The sequence below is a fragment of the Finegoldia sp. BIOML-A1 genome (genome assembly GCF_009678325.1).
In the GTDB taxonomy this organism is placed as follows: Bacteria; Bacillota; Clostridia; order Tissierellales; family Peptoniphilaceae; genus Finegoldia; species Finegoldia magna.
On record NZ_WKZF01000006.1, the window covers coordinates 15,323 to 30,094 of the forward strand.

The window sequence follows — 14,772 nt, forward strand, 5'->3', positions numbered from 1 at the left end:
ATGAGGTACCCTCCGTAAAGGGACTACAAAGAGATAAGGGGATGAGGCGACATGCCAAGTCCCCGGGTCTCGATAATGTTCGGACAAATCTATTAAACGTCAATGAGGTGGTCTTATGGGAAATGATGGTAAGAAAGAAAGCAAGTTAAGATTAGTTAGATTAGAAAATAAAAATATTGTATATGAATTATCTTATACAGTATCAACAAATTGTAAAACATTTACGAAATTAGATAAGAATCAGATAATTAATTATGTAAATGAATTCTATTTGGATGCTAATCAAATTGATTATGACAAGTTATTAAATGATTTGAATGCTTTTAAAAGTTATAGAGATGATGTTGATATAAGCGTAAGAAAAGAAGGCGAATTTATAAGTTACGTGGCGCTTTTTGTATCATTAATTGCGATATCAGTAAAACTTATTGATTTAAAAGAAATTGCAAATACTATTTTTGCTGTTGTCCTTATACTTGCTATCGTTTGTCATTTTTATATGATGTATAATAATGGTATAAATTCCGGTTCAACGAAAGTAATAACTTTAAACAACGCAATATACACTCTTGAAACTATCAAGGAAGATATGTACAGGAATGGTAATTCGGGTACGGAATCTGATGAGAGATATGAAGGTCTTGAGCTTACAGAAGTAAAAGAGATAAGAACATACACATACAAGGCTACAAGAAATAAATATAGTCCAAGGGCTATGTATGAGAGAAAAAGACGTTAAGAAAAATTAACAAGCTAATCGAAGTTCTAATAAAAAGGGCTTGATTATAGAAAGCAGATAGAGAGGTCTGCGAAAGGCAAAGTCTAAGAATACCAATAAAATGATATGTTGGACGAAGCCTCAAAGAGAAAAGTGCCTAAAAGGCAAGGTTAAGGTAATAATTTGCGAAAAGCAAATGGTTATAAAATAAATATAAAGGAGTTATATTATGAAAAAAAGATTTTTATCACTAATCATGGCATTAGCGATGATCGTTGGCGTATTCACCCCACTATTATCAAGTGCAGCTGATGAAACAACAAACACTGTAACTTTACACAAATTAATTATGGACAAAGCTACACTAGCTGCATGGGATTACAAACAAGTTGAAAAAGATGGATACAATGGTACTCAAAATTTAGACCAATTAAAAGCATTGAATTCATTAGCTGGCAAAGATATCAAACAAATTGAAGGTGCATACTTTGCTGTTAAATACAACAGTGGAGATAACAAAGGCAAATATGTAACTATTAAAACAGCTACAAAAGAAGCTGAAAAACCAGAATATGGTGCAGTAGATTCTTTAGATGCAAAATTACCAGATGGATTTGAACTTCTTGCAGGTTTAACTAAGGCAGACGGTATTAAATTTACTACTAAGGGATTAAAAGGAGACTTCTCTATCGAAGAAATCCACGACAAGTCAACATATTTCAACAAAAAATCTGGTAGTATTCTTACAGATAGCAAGGCTGTTCCAGTAGAAATTACTCTACCATTAGTAAACAATAATGGTGTAGTAAAAGAAGCTCACGTTTATCCAAAGAACACAGAAGAAAAACCACAAATCGACAAGAACTTCCAAAAAGATAAAGGGTTAGAAGCTGCAAAAGGTTTTGAAAATCAAGATCTACTAAACGCTGGTGCTGCTTACGAAAACTACCAAAAGAAAAAAGCAACAGCTAAAGCAGAAATTGGTAAAAAGATTCCTTACGAAGTAAAAACACAAATTCCAGCAAAATCTAAATTAAAAACAGCTTACTGGTCAGATGAAATGACTGAAGGTCTTAAATATAATAACGATTTAAAAGTTACAATTGGTGGAGCAGATGCAAAAGTTGATGTTGATTACACAGTAACTACAGATAAAAATACAAATGGATTTAGAATAGAACTTACTGAAACAGGATTAGGAAAAGTTAATGGTAAAGATGCACCTGTAGAAGTAAAATTAACTTACTCTGCAACTGTAAAATCTATAACAGTAGTTGACATTCCTGAAGCCAACGACATCACTTTCCACTATGGAAATAACAAACCAGGCGAAGGAAACACTCCTATCCCTACAAAACCAAGCGAAAATGGAGACTTAACTGTTAAGAAGACTTGGGCTGATGGAATTCCAGCAAAAGGAGAATGGGCATCATTTAAATTAGTTAACGCTCAAACTGGTGAAGAAATTGGTACAGTTAGATTTGAAACAAAAGAAAATGCTGGAAAATTAGAAACTACTACAACTTATACAGCGAATGCAGAATACAAACCAATTGGAAATGAAAAAACTATAACAGGTCCAACTACTAAAACAGAACAAGGTAATGTATGGTCATTTAAATTTACAGGACTTGACAAAGAACTTCAATACAAAGTTGAAGAAGATAATAACATGAACCAAACTGCTCACTTTACAAAAGGTGAAAACGGTCAAATATTAATAACAAACAATAAGGATAACAATCCAAAACCACTTAACCCAACAGAACCAAAAGTTGTTACAGGTGGTAAGAAATTTGTTAAGACTGATGAAAATAAAAATAGACTTGCAGGAGCAGAATTTGTTGTTAAGAATGCAGAAGGTAAATATTTAACAACAAAATTAGAAGAAAAAAATGATGTAGCAGATAAGAAAGCTACATTAGATAAAGCTGTAGAGGATTATAACAAACTTACAGCTGAAGAACAAGCTGGTGAAAAAGGTAAAACTGCAAAAGCAGCGATTGATAAAGCACAAAAAGAATACAACGACGCATTTAAAGCAGCTGCAAATAAATATGAATGGTTTGATTTAAAAGCATATAATGATGATCCAGCAAATGCAGATAAGAAAATTAAAGATGTAAAAGACATACCAAATATTGTAAAACTTGTTTCAGATTCACAAGGTAGATTTGAAATAACAGGACTTGCATATGGAGAATATAAGTTAGAAGAAATTAAAGCTCCAAATGGATTTGCTAAATTAAATGGACCAGTTGACTTCACAGTAGCAAAAGGCTCATATGATGGTGATGCTGCTAAAGAATTCAAGTATGAAGAAACAATAGCTGAAGGTCAAACTCAAACATACGGACAACAAGTAATCAACAAGAAGGTAACTATCCCACAAACAGGTGGTATTGGTACTATTATCTTCACTGCTATTGGTCTTGCAATAATGGCATCAGCTATTATCGCTATCAAAAAAAGACAAGCAACTGAAGCTAGATAATAACTAGAAGAACAAGAACGAAGGAAAAGCAATTTTCCTTCTTCTAAAAGTGCAAATATGTGATGTATTTGCACTTTTAGAAGAATATAACAATGTTAATATAGAACTATAAATGGAAGGTAATAATATGAAGATTTTAAAAAAAATTTTAATGGTTATGATAATGGTGGCGATGACTCTTACTAGCACTTCATTTGCTGCGGGGGATTATTCGATAACTGTGACGGTGGATAAGAAGCTAGGAGAGACTCGTGGAGATATTTCGTTGTGGAAGGTGACTGGAAAACAAGTGCCATACGATAATAAATCAAGTAAGCTTGATGAACTTAATAAGTTATCTATTGAAGAGTTGAATTCTAAGTATTCTGACAAAAGGGTGATGGAGTTTAAGGACAATCAAATTGTGTTTGATAAGTTGAGTGCTGGTGCATACTATATGAGGGATACTTCTGGAATTAAAAGGGACAAGGATATTGTTCCTGCTTTGATTAACCTTCCAGATGATGTGGAGAATGACGGCAAGAATGTGACTATTCATGCGAAGGAATCTTCTACGAATGTGAGACTTGTGAAAGTGGACGAGAGCGGCAATCCTTTGAAGGGTGCTAAGTTTAAGTTACTTAAAAGAGAGGGTAGCGAGTATGTTGAGGTTAAGAACAAGGCTACTTTGAAAAAAGATGATAAGCTTGAACTATCTCCAAAAGATGACGACAGATCCAAGGTGAAATCTGAAGAAAAAGCAGATGAATCGAAGAACGCAAATTCCAAGGAAGTTAAAAAGGAAGAAAAGTCCAATAAGGAATCTAAGAATGAGGAAAAATCTGATGAGGGTTTGTATATTTCCAATGAATCTGGTGAGATTATAATCAACGATATTAAAAAGGGCGATTATATTTTCAGAGAGGTGGAAGCTCCAGCAGGTTATATGATTAAAAATATTGACACTAAGTTTACTATTTCTGATAAGTCTGTGGAACTTAGGGTTGTAAATAGTAAGACTACTACTGACAAGGGCAGACATGATTTCATGAAGACTGATGAAGCTAAGAAGCCTTTGGGTGGTGCGATGTTCAAGGTTATGACTAAGAACAAAGACGGTAAGTTTGAGCCTGTTAAGAAAGATGGCAAGGATTATATCGTGACAAGTGCTGACAATGGTAAGTTTGCTGTGGAAGATATGGATTATGGTAAGTATTACTTGGTTGAGATAAAGGCTCCGGAAGGTTTCATTTTGTTGAGTGAGCCTGTGGAATTTGAAATCAAAAAACAAGCCGATGATAAGACTATTTCCATTGCTTTCATTACTAACAAGAGAGATACTATCACTAGACGAAGAACTCCGGGCGACGATATTACTAGACGAAGAACTCCAGGTGGAGATATTACTCGTCGTATTCCAAAGACTGGGGACATTAGGTTTTTCATGAGTATGATTGGCGGTGCGATTATGTTCTTTATTGGTAAGTGGATAATTGCGAAGGACGATAAGTTAATAGGAAAAAATATTAAGTAAGTCGAAAAATAGATTTGAGAATATGCAAAAATAAACCCTCATGCTAGGTGGTCTACGATTTTGTGAGATGTGTTATTGGTGTGAGGGTTTGGTTATGTTCGTTATCAAATATTTTTCGATTTTATTTTTTTAAGGTATAATTGACTTAGAAATCGGTGTAGGAGAAAGGTTATTGTAATGTGGAAGAAGATTAAGCATAATTTTGTGTTTATTTTAATATTTTTGTTGGGATTTGGTGTGATGATGTATCCTGTGATTTCTAGGTTGTATTATAGGGTGGATTCCACAAATCAAGTGAAGGAGTTCGACAAGGCTGTGAAGGGTTTGTCGAAGGAAGAATTGGATAAGAGGTTGGCTTTGGCGAAGGGCTACAATGATTCGTTGAACAATGTGGTGAGTAAGGATCCTTACGACAAGAAGAACCAAGAAGAAGGCAGGAAGGCTTATGCGAGAATGCTCGAGGTGAAGGAGAAGATCGGTCACGTTGAGATTCCTAAGATTAATCAGGATTTGCCGATGTATGCTGGTACGAGCGAGGATGTGCTTCAGATTGGGATTGGTCACTTGGAGGGGACTTCTCTTCCTATTGGTGGGAACAATACTCACGCGGTGTTGACTGCGCACAGTGGGCTTCCTACGGCGAAGTTGTTTACGGATTTGAAGATGATGAAGATTGGCGATAAGTTCTACGTTCACAATATTTTCGGGACGTTGGCTTATCAGGTGGATCAGATTAAGATTGTGGAGCCGTCTAATTTTAATGATTTGCTGATTGTGAAGGGTCATGATTATTGTACGTTACTTACTTGTACTCCTATTATGATTAATTCGCACAGGCTTTTGGTTAGGGGTCATAGGGTTCCTTATGTTCCAGCTGTGGATGAGGCTCTGATTGCTGATAATAAGGCAAGTTATATTTACAGGTATTTGTTCTATGTTTCTTTGGTTATTATCGCTATTTTGTTGTATTTGATTTATCGTCAACGTAAGGCGAAGAAGAGGTTGAAGGAACTGGATGTAGAGGATAAGCATGAAGAAGTCTAAGTTAAAGGAAAATTTGAAGTATGTGTTGATTTTCTTGGTGGGGTTTGCTGTGGCGATGTATCCTTTGATTTCGAGGTTGTACTACAGGATTGAGGCTAACAGTGCGGTGCACGATTTTGATACTACGGCTAAGAAGATTGACAAGAAGGAGATTGACAGGAGGATTAGGCTCGCTCAGATTTACAACAAGACTTTGGATCCTAGTAAGCTTGCGGATCCTTATTCTGAGAAGGAAAAGAAGAATGCGATTAGCGAGTATGCGAGAATGCTCGAGGTAAAAGAAAAGATAGGCCACGTTGAGATTCCAAAGATTAATCAGGATTTGCCGATTTACGCTGGTACGAGTGAGGAGGTTTTGCAAAAGGGTGTGGGTCACTTGGAGGGGACTTCCCTTCCTGTTGGTGGCAAGAGTACGCACACTGTGTTGACTGCTCACAGGGGTCTTCCTACTGCGAAGCTGTTTACTGATTTGAACAAGATGAAGAAGGGCGATGTGTTCTACATTCACAATATCAAAGAGGTGTTGGCGTACAAGGTTATCGACGTTTTTGTTGTGGAGCCGAGCGATTTCGACAAGGTTTTGGTTGTAGAGGGCAAGGATTATTGTACGTTATTGACTTGTACTCCGTATATGATTAATTCGCACAGGTTGTTGGTGCGTGCTGAGCGTACTGAATACAATCCTACTGCTGTGGAGAAGGATTTGGTGAGTCAAGTGACTGGTAAGTACAAGATTTATTTGATTATTTCATTGATTATTATCGCGATTTTGTTGTGGTATTATATTAGACAAAGAAGAAGGAAGAAGAATAATGAGATCAAGTAGGAAGTTTGGTTATGTGATTTTGTTTGTGGGGATTGGGTTGTTGACGTTTTGTTTGAGCAATTTGTCGTATAAGATTTTCTCACAAGATAAAAAGATGGATGAGTTTTTGAAGGGTCAAGGCGAGATGACGACTGAGCTTTCCGAAAGAATCGAAAAATACAATTCGAATGTGAATGTGGATGAAACGGGTCTTGTGGATCCTTTTAATTCGGAGGATATTGAGCTTGAGGGTAGCAAGGTTATTGATGAGAATGGGATTTTCGGGTATTTGGAGATTCCTAAGATTAATTTCAAGAAGCCTATCTATTTGGGTGCTAGCTACAATCATTTGGCGAAGGGTGTCGGTCAACTTGACGGTACTTCGATTCCTGTGGGTGGTAAGGGCAGGCGTAGTGTGCTTGCGGGCCACAGGGGTTGGTACGGAGATATTATGTTGCTGAAGGTGGGTCAATTGTATTCTAATGATGTGGTGTATGTGCATCATCATGGGAAGACTTTGACTTACAAGGTTGTCGGAAGAGAGTACATTAGTCCGTCGGATTGGGATAGGTTGAAGCCTGTGGAAGGCAAGGATATGCTGACGATATTGTCGTGTGATCCGATGTATCCTCCGTTTACGAGAAGGATTTTGATTAACTGCGTGAGAGTTGATGAGAATTCCGGTAAGGCTATGACAGATGCTACAAGTAAGAAGAATGCGGCGACAATGAACACTAAGAGCGATTCGTCATCAAAGACTGTTGATTATGTTTTGTTGGCGCTTACGATATTAGCGTGGATTGTGCTTATTGTGAATATTAGAAAATTCGTGTTGGATATTAGAAAACACAAAAATTAGGAAACTGCGGGTGTGGGCTCGCAGTTTTTTGTGTGGGGGAAATGGCAAATGTGTGTGAATTAGGATATAATTGATGTAACGAATGATGAAAAAGAGGGATTTATGAGATATAGATTATATAATGCAGATGATTACGACAGATGTTGTGATTTGTTGAGAGATTCTAATATGAAGTATAGTTTTTCTGAGAAGAGCGATGTGAAATTGTTTGAGGACATTGTGAAATCGGAGAGTTTCTGTGAGGATTGTACGTTTGTGTTGGAAGACGGCGATGCGATTTGTGGGCTTGTGATGTTCACGAGATGTCGTGTGAGGAAGTTCGATGGGTTGTTGTTGTCGATTTTCTACATTGACGAGGAGCATTTGAGTGATGATAATGTGAATTTGCTTGTGGGAAATGCTGTCGATGATGTTATGAGTCGTGGGGTGAAATTTGTCTGCGTGATGGGAGAGCCTGGTGTGTTCACGAGGTTTGGTTTCACGAGGGCGAGGGACTACGGGATTTTGTGTCCTTTTTATGTGGAGGATGATTATTTCATGGCGAGATGCGAGGATGGTTTCAAGACTCGTGGAGAGCTTAGTTATGCAAAGGAGTTTTTTGAGTAATGAAGATTAGTTTGTGTGCTGTAGAGCAACGTTTGAATGATAAGGTATTTAATATGAAGCAGATTGAGAAATATGCGAGAGAGGAAGCTGAAAATGGAGCTGACATGTGTGTGTTTGGGGAGAGTTTCTTGCAAGGATTTGAGTGTTTGAGTTTCGTGTACAAGGATGATGTTGGTGTTCCTGTGACGCAAAATTCGAATGAGATTGCGGAGATTCGCAGGATTGCGAGGGAGAATGAGGTTGCGATTTCGTTCGGATATATTGAGAATGATCATGGTGCGTTTTATTCTTCGCAGATGACTGTGACAAAACGTGGAGAGATTTTGAACAATTACAGGAGAATGAGTGCTGGTTGGAAGGAGCCTTCTGCTTGCAGCGATTACAGGGAAGGCGACAAGCTGTATTTATTCAAGATGGATGGCGTGAGTTTTTCAACGTTGATTTGCGGTGATTTCTGGGAAGAGGATTTGTATACTTATATTTCTATGATTGACTCTGATATTTTGTTGTGGCCTGTGTTTGTCGATTTTTCGGTGAAGGACTGGTTTAAGAATGAGTTTGAGGACTACAAGAAACAGTCGCAGCTTGTGCCAATGCCGGTGTTGTTTGTGAATTCGTTTGTGGATGATGATGACAGGGCGAAGGGTGGCGCTTATGTGTTTTACCAAGGTAAGGTCGTTGAGGAATTGGAGCCAGGGAAAGAGGGCGTGTTGAGGTATGAGTTTGTAAGGTGAGGTATTAGAGAGTTTGTGTTGAGGTAGGTTTTGAGTGAGGGGTAAGTTGTTAGATGGGGTTAGAGAGTTAGTGTGAAGGTAGGCAGGGACAGGTTTTTGTTGCTAGAGATACGTTGTTTCAAACCAGAATAAAATGTTTAACTTCACTCGTCTAGCTTCCAAAAATTGGAAAACAACAAATCTCGAAATCCTAAAATTTGAAGCACGCTTCGCTTACGCGGTCAAATTTTGGCCGGATTTCTGCGATTAGAGTTTTCACAATTTTTTCCAGATGACTCGCTTAGTTAAAGCCTTTTATTCTAAAGGATCATACCTCATGGGGGATTAGGGGAGAAAGTTGATAATTCAACTCTCAAAATCCTAAATCAGTCCGCTTGCTTCGCTTTGCTCCCTGATTTTGACGGATTTTTTCGAATGAATTTTCGTTTGTATTAGGCTGATGCTTAGGTAGGTAAGGACAGGGGTTGTGGTTGCAGGATGAAGATAGAAAGTTCGTGTAAAGGTAGACAGGGACAGGGTTATGGTTGCAAGAATTACTTGGTTTCAAACCAGAATAAAATGTTTAACTTCGCTCGTCTGGCTTCCAAAAATTGGAAAACAACAAATCTCGAAATCCTAAAATTTGAAGCTCGTGCTGCGCACTCAAGCGGTCAAATTTTGGCCGGATTTCTGCGATTGAGTTTTCACAATTTTTTCCAGATGACTCGCTTAGTCAAAGCCTTTTATTCTAAAGGACTCATACCTCATGGGGGATTAGGGGGAGAAAGTTGATAATTCAACTCTCAAAATCCTAAATCAGTCCGCTTGCTTGCGCTTTGCTTCCTGATTTTGACGGATTTTTTCGAATGAATTTTCGTTTGTATGAGGCATTGCTTAGGTAGGTAAGGACAGGAGTTATGGCTGCTGGATGAAGATAGAGAGTTCGTGTGTAAGCAGACAGGGACAGGGTTTTTGTTTCTAGATTTACGTTGTTTCAAACCAGAATAAAAGGTTTAACTTCACTCGTCAACAAGGCGTAGGAGCAGGTTTGCTCGAATATCTGGTCTACAGAAATTTGTGATTTCTAAATCTTGGTCTCCTAAAATTTGAAGCTCGTGCTCCGCACTCAAGCGGTCAAATTTTGGCCGGAGCCCTTCGATTTGAATTCAACAAAATTTCTTCCGAATGATATTCTTCGTAAAACCCGGCTTCCTACTAAAAAACTCTTAAAGCTGAAAGCTCTAATCTCGAAATCCTAAAATTTGAAGCACGCTTCGCTTATATAAAAGAAAATAAAAATTATAACCGTATGAAATTCGACACGTTTAGAAATTACGCAGAATTTTACATAAAATAATGATAAGAAGGGATGGTGTTTGATGGGTAGGTTGATTGATGAGGAGCTTTTGTCTAAGAGGAGGGCGATTGAGCTTTGGGACAAGGGTTTTATCAATAACTTTGAGGTTGGTACTTACAAGGGTTTGCAGGAGATTCACGGGTTTTTGTTTCAGGATATTTTTGATTTTGCAGGGAAGACTCGTGATGTGAATTTGTCAAAGGGAAATTTCAGGTTTGCAAATTTGTTGTATTTAGAGAGTAATTTGGCGATTATTGAGAGGATGCCAGAGGGGTCTTTTGATGAGATTATTGAGAAGTATGTAGAGATGAATGTGGCGCATCCTTTCAGGGAAGGAAATGGTCGTGCGACTAGGATTTGGCTGGATTTGATGTTGAAGAAGAATTTGAACAAATGTATTGACTGGACGATGGTGGACAGGGCTGATTATTTGAGTGCTATGGAGAGGTCGCCGGTGAATTCTTTGGAGATTAAACACTTGTTGAAGAATGCTTTGACAGATATGGTTGATGACAGGGGTGTTTATTTGCGTGGTATTCAACAGTCGTATGTGTATGAGGATTTGGATAGGTATGATATTGAGGATATAGAGGAGTAAAAGAATTCGTGTGTAGGTAGACAGGAACAGGGTTTTGTTGCTAGAATTACGTTGTTTCAAACCAGAATAAAAGGTTTAACTACGCTCCTCTGGCTTCCAAAAATTGGAAAACTCTAATCTCGAAATCCTAAAATTTGAAGCACGCTTCGCTTACGCGGTCAAATTTTGGCCGGATTTCTTCGATTGAGTTTTCTAAATTTTTTCCAGATGACTCGCTTAGTTAAAGCCTTTTATTCTAAAGGAATTTATGTATAATCTTATGGTTTTCGCATGAAATACCATAAAAATCGTGGATACGAATTTGAAATTTTACTACAGATTTATATATCTCTAAACGAGAAAAAAGCAGATTATTACAATTGCTATAGAATATCATCTGGAGAAAATAATTATAAATCCAAGCGAAATGAACCGTTAAGAAATCTCACTGGTGCCAGAGCGAAGCTCGCACTTGAGATTTTAGGTTCATGAGCTTAGGATTTATTTATTTTCGTAAGCCAGATATTCGGGCAATTGTAGTTTTCTGCTTTGTTTTAATTTATGATATGTTGGCAATATTTTATTTTGAGAGTTCATTGTAAGCTTTTTTATTTTGTTTTAAGATTCTTTTTGAGATTTCTGTGATGCATTCATCATCAGCATTTTGTTCTGATTCAAATTCAGTATATTTAATAATTACGTATTTAGGATTATTATTTTTTAGTATGACAGCAGATCCTTGCTCATCTACTAAACGTGCTACTTTAGAGAAGTTTTGGTTTGCTTCTGTGATTGATACAAGATTTTTTGTATTAATTTTCATGATTATCCCTCCTAATAAAATTATACCTCTATCTAGGATAAATTAAACCTATTTTCGTAAGCTAGATATTCGGTCAATTGTAGTTTTCTGCTTTGCATATTTTGAAGAGGTTTTTATTCTCACAAAAAAAGAAGCTGTTTTGCAGCTTCTTTCCTAATTATATTAGAATTTGTTTACTACATTTTCCAAGGATTCTAGTTTGATTTGTGGATCCCATGTTGCGCCACTGTCTTTTAGTTCTTGGATGTATTGTTGTTTGTTTGATTTGTAGTATTCTATGGTATCTTTTAGTCCTTTTACTGATTGTTTGAAGTTTTCAGTGTCTTTGACTTGGGATACTTTTTTGATTAGATATTCTTGTGATTTTTCTGGTTTTGTTTCTAATGATGTGCATCTGTTGACCATTTCTGTGAATAGTCTATCCATTTTTAGTGATGCGCCTGCTGTTCCGTTTTCGTATTTTTCTAATCTTTCTACAAATTCATCTAGTGTTGCTTTTTCATCATCTGTAAGTTCTTGTTGGTTGTCTTTTTTTGTTTCGTCTTTTTCTGTAGCTTCTGTTGTTTCTTCTGGTTTTTTGTCTTCTTTGTTTTCTTTGTCTTCTTTTTTGTTTTCTTGTGTGTCAGCTGCTGTGTCTTTTTTGTTGTTTTCAGCTGTTGATGTTGTTGTATCTGGTTTATTCAATGATTGTTCGCTGCTACAGCTTGATAATGATACTGAAGCTACAAGTGCAAGTAATAGTCCAAATTTTTTAATGTTTTTCATAAAATCCTCCTCCGATTTCTTTACATATATTATACCACTATTTCGATTTTCCAATCAGGAGAATGTCTACAATATAGCTACGATTATACTAAGATGCCTATTATTATGGTGATGATGAGAAGCATTATGATGTGAACTACGATGTCCAGGTAGATTGCGGCTAATAATTCTATGAGGTATGTCGAGATTTTGGAGTTGAGGTTAGATTCTGCTGGTATTACTGTCCAATTGACTTTCATTTTGTTGCAGATGAGTTTGGTTCTGAATGCGTGGAAGTTGTTGGTGATTACGCAGACTTTTTTTCTGTCGTGTTCTGCATCTTGCTGTTGTATGAGTGTTTTTACGTATTCTATGTTTTGCATTGTGTTCATGGCAAGTTTTTCCAATAAAATATCTGTATCCTGGATGTTGTTTTGGACGGCGAAGTTTTTCATGGCTACGGATTCTTCGATGTCTCCGTTGGATTTGCCGCCGGAAAATATCATAATGCTTTTATCGGTTCTGTAGTAGGAAAATGATGTGAGCATTCTTTGTTTGATGAGATCAGACAGTTCGATTCCTTTCATGGATCCTCCAAGGACTACGATGTAGTCAAAATCTGTGGCGATTTTTCGGTATTTGATTATGAGGTTTCCAAGCAGGTGTGACAGTACAATTAAGCTCAGATACAAATTCATTCCTATTATGTATTGGTAAAGGTCAAATATTTTGAACAGGTTTATTGCTATCATTGCGATGTATAGTAAACTTGCTGATAAGTGAAGTGCGATGTTGGCTTTGACTTTTGCTTTTTGGTAGAGTCTGTATGATATTATCGCAAGGATAAATAAATTTGTGATTACGTTGATCGCTATGATTATGTTCAAAATTGTTCCGGAATTTGGTGAAAATATTAGTCCGATGGCACTAATTACGAATAAAATGGTGCTTGTTGCTGTGAACATACTTATGAAATTGTCTGAGGCTGCGATTATTAGAAGTATCGCAGATATTAGTAGTAGTGTGTACATGTGTTTTCCTTTCACGAAAAATTATATCACACATTGTGGGGTTGGTTGATGATATAATCATATTAAGAAGGGGGTCTTTATGAGAGGATTAGTGTTGGAAGGCGGCGGAGCGAGGGGCTGCTATCAGATTGGCGCTTACAAGGCGTTGGTGGAAATGGGAATTGACTTTGATTATGTCGTGGGAACTTCGATTGGAGCTATCAATGCGGCTATGATTTGCCAGGGCGATTGGGAGATAGCGTATAAATTGTGGGAGAATTTGACTTACGATGATGTGATTAGCTTAAAGGACAATGATGTCAATTCTATTATGGAACAGAGTTTAAGTTTGGATAATGCTAAGGATAAGCTTGTCTTGGCGAAGGATTTTATCGATAACAAGGGTTTCAGTGTGGAGCCTTTGAATGATTTGTTGAGCGAATATATTGATGAGAAAAGAGTTCGTGAATCTAAGATGAAGTTCGGGCTTAATACTGTTGATGTGGAACAAAGAAGGCTTTTGAATTTGTTTATTGAGGATATTCCACAAGGTCACTTGCGAGATTATTTGCGTGCGAGTTCCAATTTGTTGGTGTTTAAGCAAGAAAAACTTGACGGTAAGAGGTTGATTGATGGTGGGTATATGGAGAATAATCCGTACAAGATGATTGATGATGTGTGCGATGAGGTCGTGATTGTGTCGTTGAAGCCGTATTTGTTGACGAATAAGTTGAAGAAAAATCCAAAATACACGATTATTAAGACATGGGACAGGGACTTCCCAAAAATTTTGGAGTTTGAAAAGGAAAAGATGCGATACGGTTTGAAGCTTGGATATGATGATACGATGAAGGTGTATGCGGATTTGAAAAAAGAAAATTTGTAGAATTATTGGAAAATATGTTGAAATTTTGAAAATTTTGTTGGAAAAAGTTTTTGTTAGTTGTATAATATTTAATATAGAGAATTTTTGAAAGAAGGAGGTCTGAATAATGAGCATTAAAATTAATAATGAAGTAGTTGAAATGATGCTATATTTCTGGCAATCAGCGTCAGAAGGTCAAAAGGTTGCTGAATCTTTTATCATTGATGTAGCTAATAGAGATGAAATGAAGTTAATATACAATGACAAATTTGATGAGGAAGCTGTAAGAAGAGTTTTATCATCTATTACAAACAAAGAGCTTTTGAATGGTGGAAGTCCTGAAGAAAAAAGATTCTGGAACAACAACATGTGGATGATGGAAGATATGGGTGTGGTTGAAGCCATGGTTGACCCTATCAAACATTTGAACCTTGATGATGTTGAAACAGACAAGAAGGAATTGATTTTCGTTCCAGGTCATATTGAAGAACACTATGATTTGGGAGACAAATTAGTTGTGAACTTCTTCAAGGTATCTGTGGATATTTTTGGTGGCACAGGTGCTGTTACTATGGATGGAGAAGATTTCAGAGAACACATCATTAAATTATTGCAAAAATAGAATTTGCTATTTGGGGCTCTTT

The 14,772-nt window shown here is 36.9% G+C and carries 14 protein-coding genes; 11 read left to right on the plus strand and 3 right to left on the minus strand.

The window, feature by feature from the left end; all coding sequences use genetic code 11:
* Positions 1-115: 115 nt before the first annotated feature.
* The 9 genes from GKG00_RS06330 to GKG00_RS06370 all read left to right on the plus strand — a co-directional run bounded on the left by GKG00_RS06330 (position 116) and on the right by GKG00_RS06370 (position 10,707).
* Complete coding sequence (locus GKG00_RS06330) at positions 116-739, plus strand: hypothetical protein (protein ID WP_154254775.1); 624 nt, start codon at positions 116-118, stop codon at positions 737-739.
* Between the two features lie 208 nt (positions 740-947).
* The gene (locus tag GKG00_RS06335; protein ID WP_154254776.1) at positions 948-3,212 is read left to right on the plus strand and encodes a pilin N-terminal domain-containing protein; all 2,265 of its coding nucleotides are present in this window, start codon (positions 948-950) and stop codon (positions 3,210-3,212) included.
* Positions 3,213-3,339: 127 nt separating this feature from the next.
* Positions 3,340-4,725, plus strand: coding sequence for a SpaA isopeptide-forming pilin-related protein (locus tag GKG00_RS06340; protein WP_154254777.1), 1,386 nt, complete (start codon positions 3,340-3,342; stop codon positions 4,723-4,725).
* Between the two features lie 177 nt (positions 4,726-4,902).
* Positions 4,903-5,769, plus strand: coding sequence for a class C sortase (locus GKG00_RS06345; protein ID WP_002840364.1), 867 nt, complete (start codon positions 4,903-4,905; stop codon positions 5,767-5,769).
* Positions 5,756-6,595 (plus strand): class C sortase, encoded by an 840-nt coding sequence (locus GKG00_RS06350; protein ID WP_154254778.1) that lies wholly within the window; start codon positions 5,756-5,758, stop codon positions 6,593-6,595. Before GKG00_RS06345 ends, GKG00_RS06350 begins: the two co-directional genes overlap by 14 nt.
* Positions 6,582-7,433 (plus strand): class C sortase, encoded by an 852-nt coding sequence (locus GKG00_RS06355; protein ID WP_154254779.1) that lies wholly within the window; start codon positions 6,582-6,584, stop codon positions 7,431-7,433. The genes GKG00_RS06350 and GKG00_RS06355 overlap by 14 nt, the downstream gene beginning before the upstream one ends.
* Before the next feature lie 102 nt (positions 7,434-7,535).
* Positions 7,536-8,039, plus strand: a complete 504-nt coding sequence (locus tag GKG00_RS06360) for an acetyltransferase (protein WP_154254780.1) — start codon at positions 7,536-7,538, stop codon at positions 8,037-8,039.
* Positions 8,039-8,773, plus strand: coding sequence for a carbon-nitrogen hydrolase family protein (locus tag GKG00_RS06365; RefSeq protein ID WP_154254781.1), 735 nt, complete (start codon positions 8,039-8,041; stop codon positions 8,771-8,773). The genes GKG00_RS06360 and GKG00_RS06365 overlap by 1 nt, the downstream gene beginning before the upstream one ends.
* Positions 8,774-10,131: 1,358 nt before the next feature.
* On the plus strand, positions 10,132-10,707 hold the full coding sequence (locus GKG00_RS06370; RefSeq protein ID WP_154254782.1) for a Fic family protein: 576 nt from the start codon (positions 10,132-10,134) through the stop codon (positions 10,705-10,707).
* Between the two features lie 559 nt (positions 10,708-11,266).
* Here GKG00_RS06370 and GKG00_RS06375 read toward each other — a convergent pair.
* The 3 genes from GKG00_RS06375 to GKG00_RS06385 form a co-directional block, all read right to left on the minus strand.
* Complete coding sequence (locus GKG00_RS06375) at positions 11,267-11,509, minus strand: type II toxin-antitoxin system Phd/YefM family antitoxin (RefSeq protein ID WP_154254783.1); 243 nt, start codon at positions 11,507-11,509, stop codon at positions 11,267-11,269.
* A 162-nt stretch (positions 11,510-11,671) separates the two neighbouring features.
* The gene (locus GKG00_RS06380) at positions 11,672-12,274 is read right to left on the minus strand and encodes a hypothetical protein (RefSeq protein ID WP_154254784.1); all 603 of its coding nucleotides are present in this window, start codon (positions 12,272-12,274) and stop codon (positions 11,672-11,674) included.
* Between the two features lie 83 nt (positions 12,275-12,357).
* Positions 12,358-13,284: a YdcF family protein gene (locus tag GKG00_RS06385; protein WP_154254785.1), complete on the minus strand. Its 927-nt coding sequence runs from the start codon at positions 13,282-13,284 to the stop codon at positions 12,358-12,360.
* Between the two features lie 79 nt (positions 13,285-13,363).
* On the opposite strand from GKG00_RS06385, the gene GKG00_RS06390 reads away from it, so the two are divergent.
* A complete protein-coding gene (locus tag GKG00_RS06390; protein ID WP_154254786.1) occupies positions 13,364-14,149 on the plus strand; it encodes a patatin-like phospholipase family protein in 786 nt (261 codons plus the stop codon).
* A 106-nt stretch (positions 14,150-14,255) separates the two neighbouring features.
* On the plus strand, positions 14,256-14,750 hold the full coding sequence (locus GKG00_RS06395) for a hypothetical protein (RefSeq protein WP_094204231.1): 495 nt from the start codon (positions 14,256-14,258) through the stop codon (positions 14,748-14,750).
* Positions 14,751-14,772 lie beyond the last annotated feature (22 nt).

Bases quoted from the DNA above. Each gene is read 5' to 3' on its own strand.
- GKG00_RS06350 (WP_154254778.1), top strand. From the start codon at position 5,756: ATGAAGAAGTCTAAGTTAAAGGAAAATTTGAAGTATGTGTTGATTTTC.
- GKG00_RS06380 (WP_154254784.1), bottom strand. From the start codon at position 12,274: ATGAAAAACATTAAAAAATTTGGACTATTACTTGCACTTGTAGCTTCA.
- GKG00_RS06385 (WP_154254785.1), bottom strand. From the start codon at position 13,284: ATGTACACACTACTACTAATATCTGCGATACTTCTAATAATCGCAGCC.
- GKG00_RS06390 (WP_154254786.1), top strand. From the start codon at position 13,364: ATGAGAGGATTAGTGTTGGAAGGCGGCGGAGCGAGGGGCTGCTATCAG.
- GKG00_RS06355 (WP_154254779.1), top strand. From the start codon at position 6,582: ATGAGATCAAGTAGGAAGTTTGGTTATGTGATTTTGTTTGTGGGGATT.
- GKG00_RS06335 (WP_154254776.1), top strand. From the start codon at position 948: ATGAAAAAAAGATTTTTATCACTAATCATGGCATTAGCGATGATCGTT.
- GKG00_RS06360 (WP_154254780.1), top strand. From the start codon at position 7,536: ATGAGATATAGATTATATAATGCAGATGATTACGACAGATGTTGTGAT.
- GKG00_RS06375 (WP_154254783.1), bottom strand. From the start codon at position 11,509: ATGAAAATTAATACAAAAAATCTTGTATCAATCACAGAAGCAAACCAA.
- GKG00_RS06370 (WP_154254782.1), top strand. From the start codon at position 10,132: ATGGGTAGGTTGATTGATGAGGAGCTTTTGTCTAAGAGGAGGGCGATT.
- GKG00_RS06330 (WP_154254775.1), top strand. From the start codon at position 116: ATGGGAAATGATGGTAAGAAAGAAAGCAAGTTAAGATTAGTTAGATTA.
- GKG00_RS06340 (WP_154254777.1), top strand. From the start codon at position 3,340: ATGAAGATTTTAAAAAAAATTTTAATGGTTATGATAATGGTGGCGATG.
- GKG00_RS06395 (WP_094204231.1), top strand. From the start codon at position 14,256: ATGAGCATTAAAATTAATAATGAAGTAGTTGAAATGATGCTATATTTC.
- GKG00_RS06365 (WP_154254781.1), top strand. From the start codon at position 8,039: ATGAAGATTAGTTTGTGTGCTGTAGAGCAACGTTTGAATGATAAGGTA.
- GKG00_RS06345 (WP_002840364.1), top strand. From the start codon at position 4,903: ATGTGGAAGAAGATTAAGCATAATTTTGTGTTTATTTTAATATTTTTG.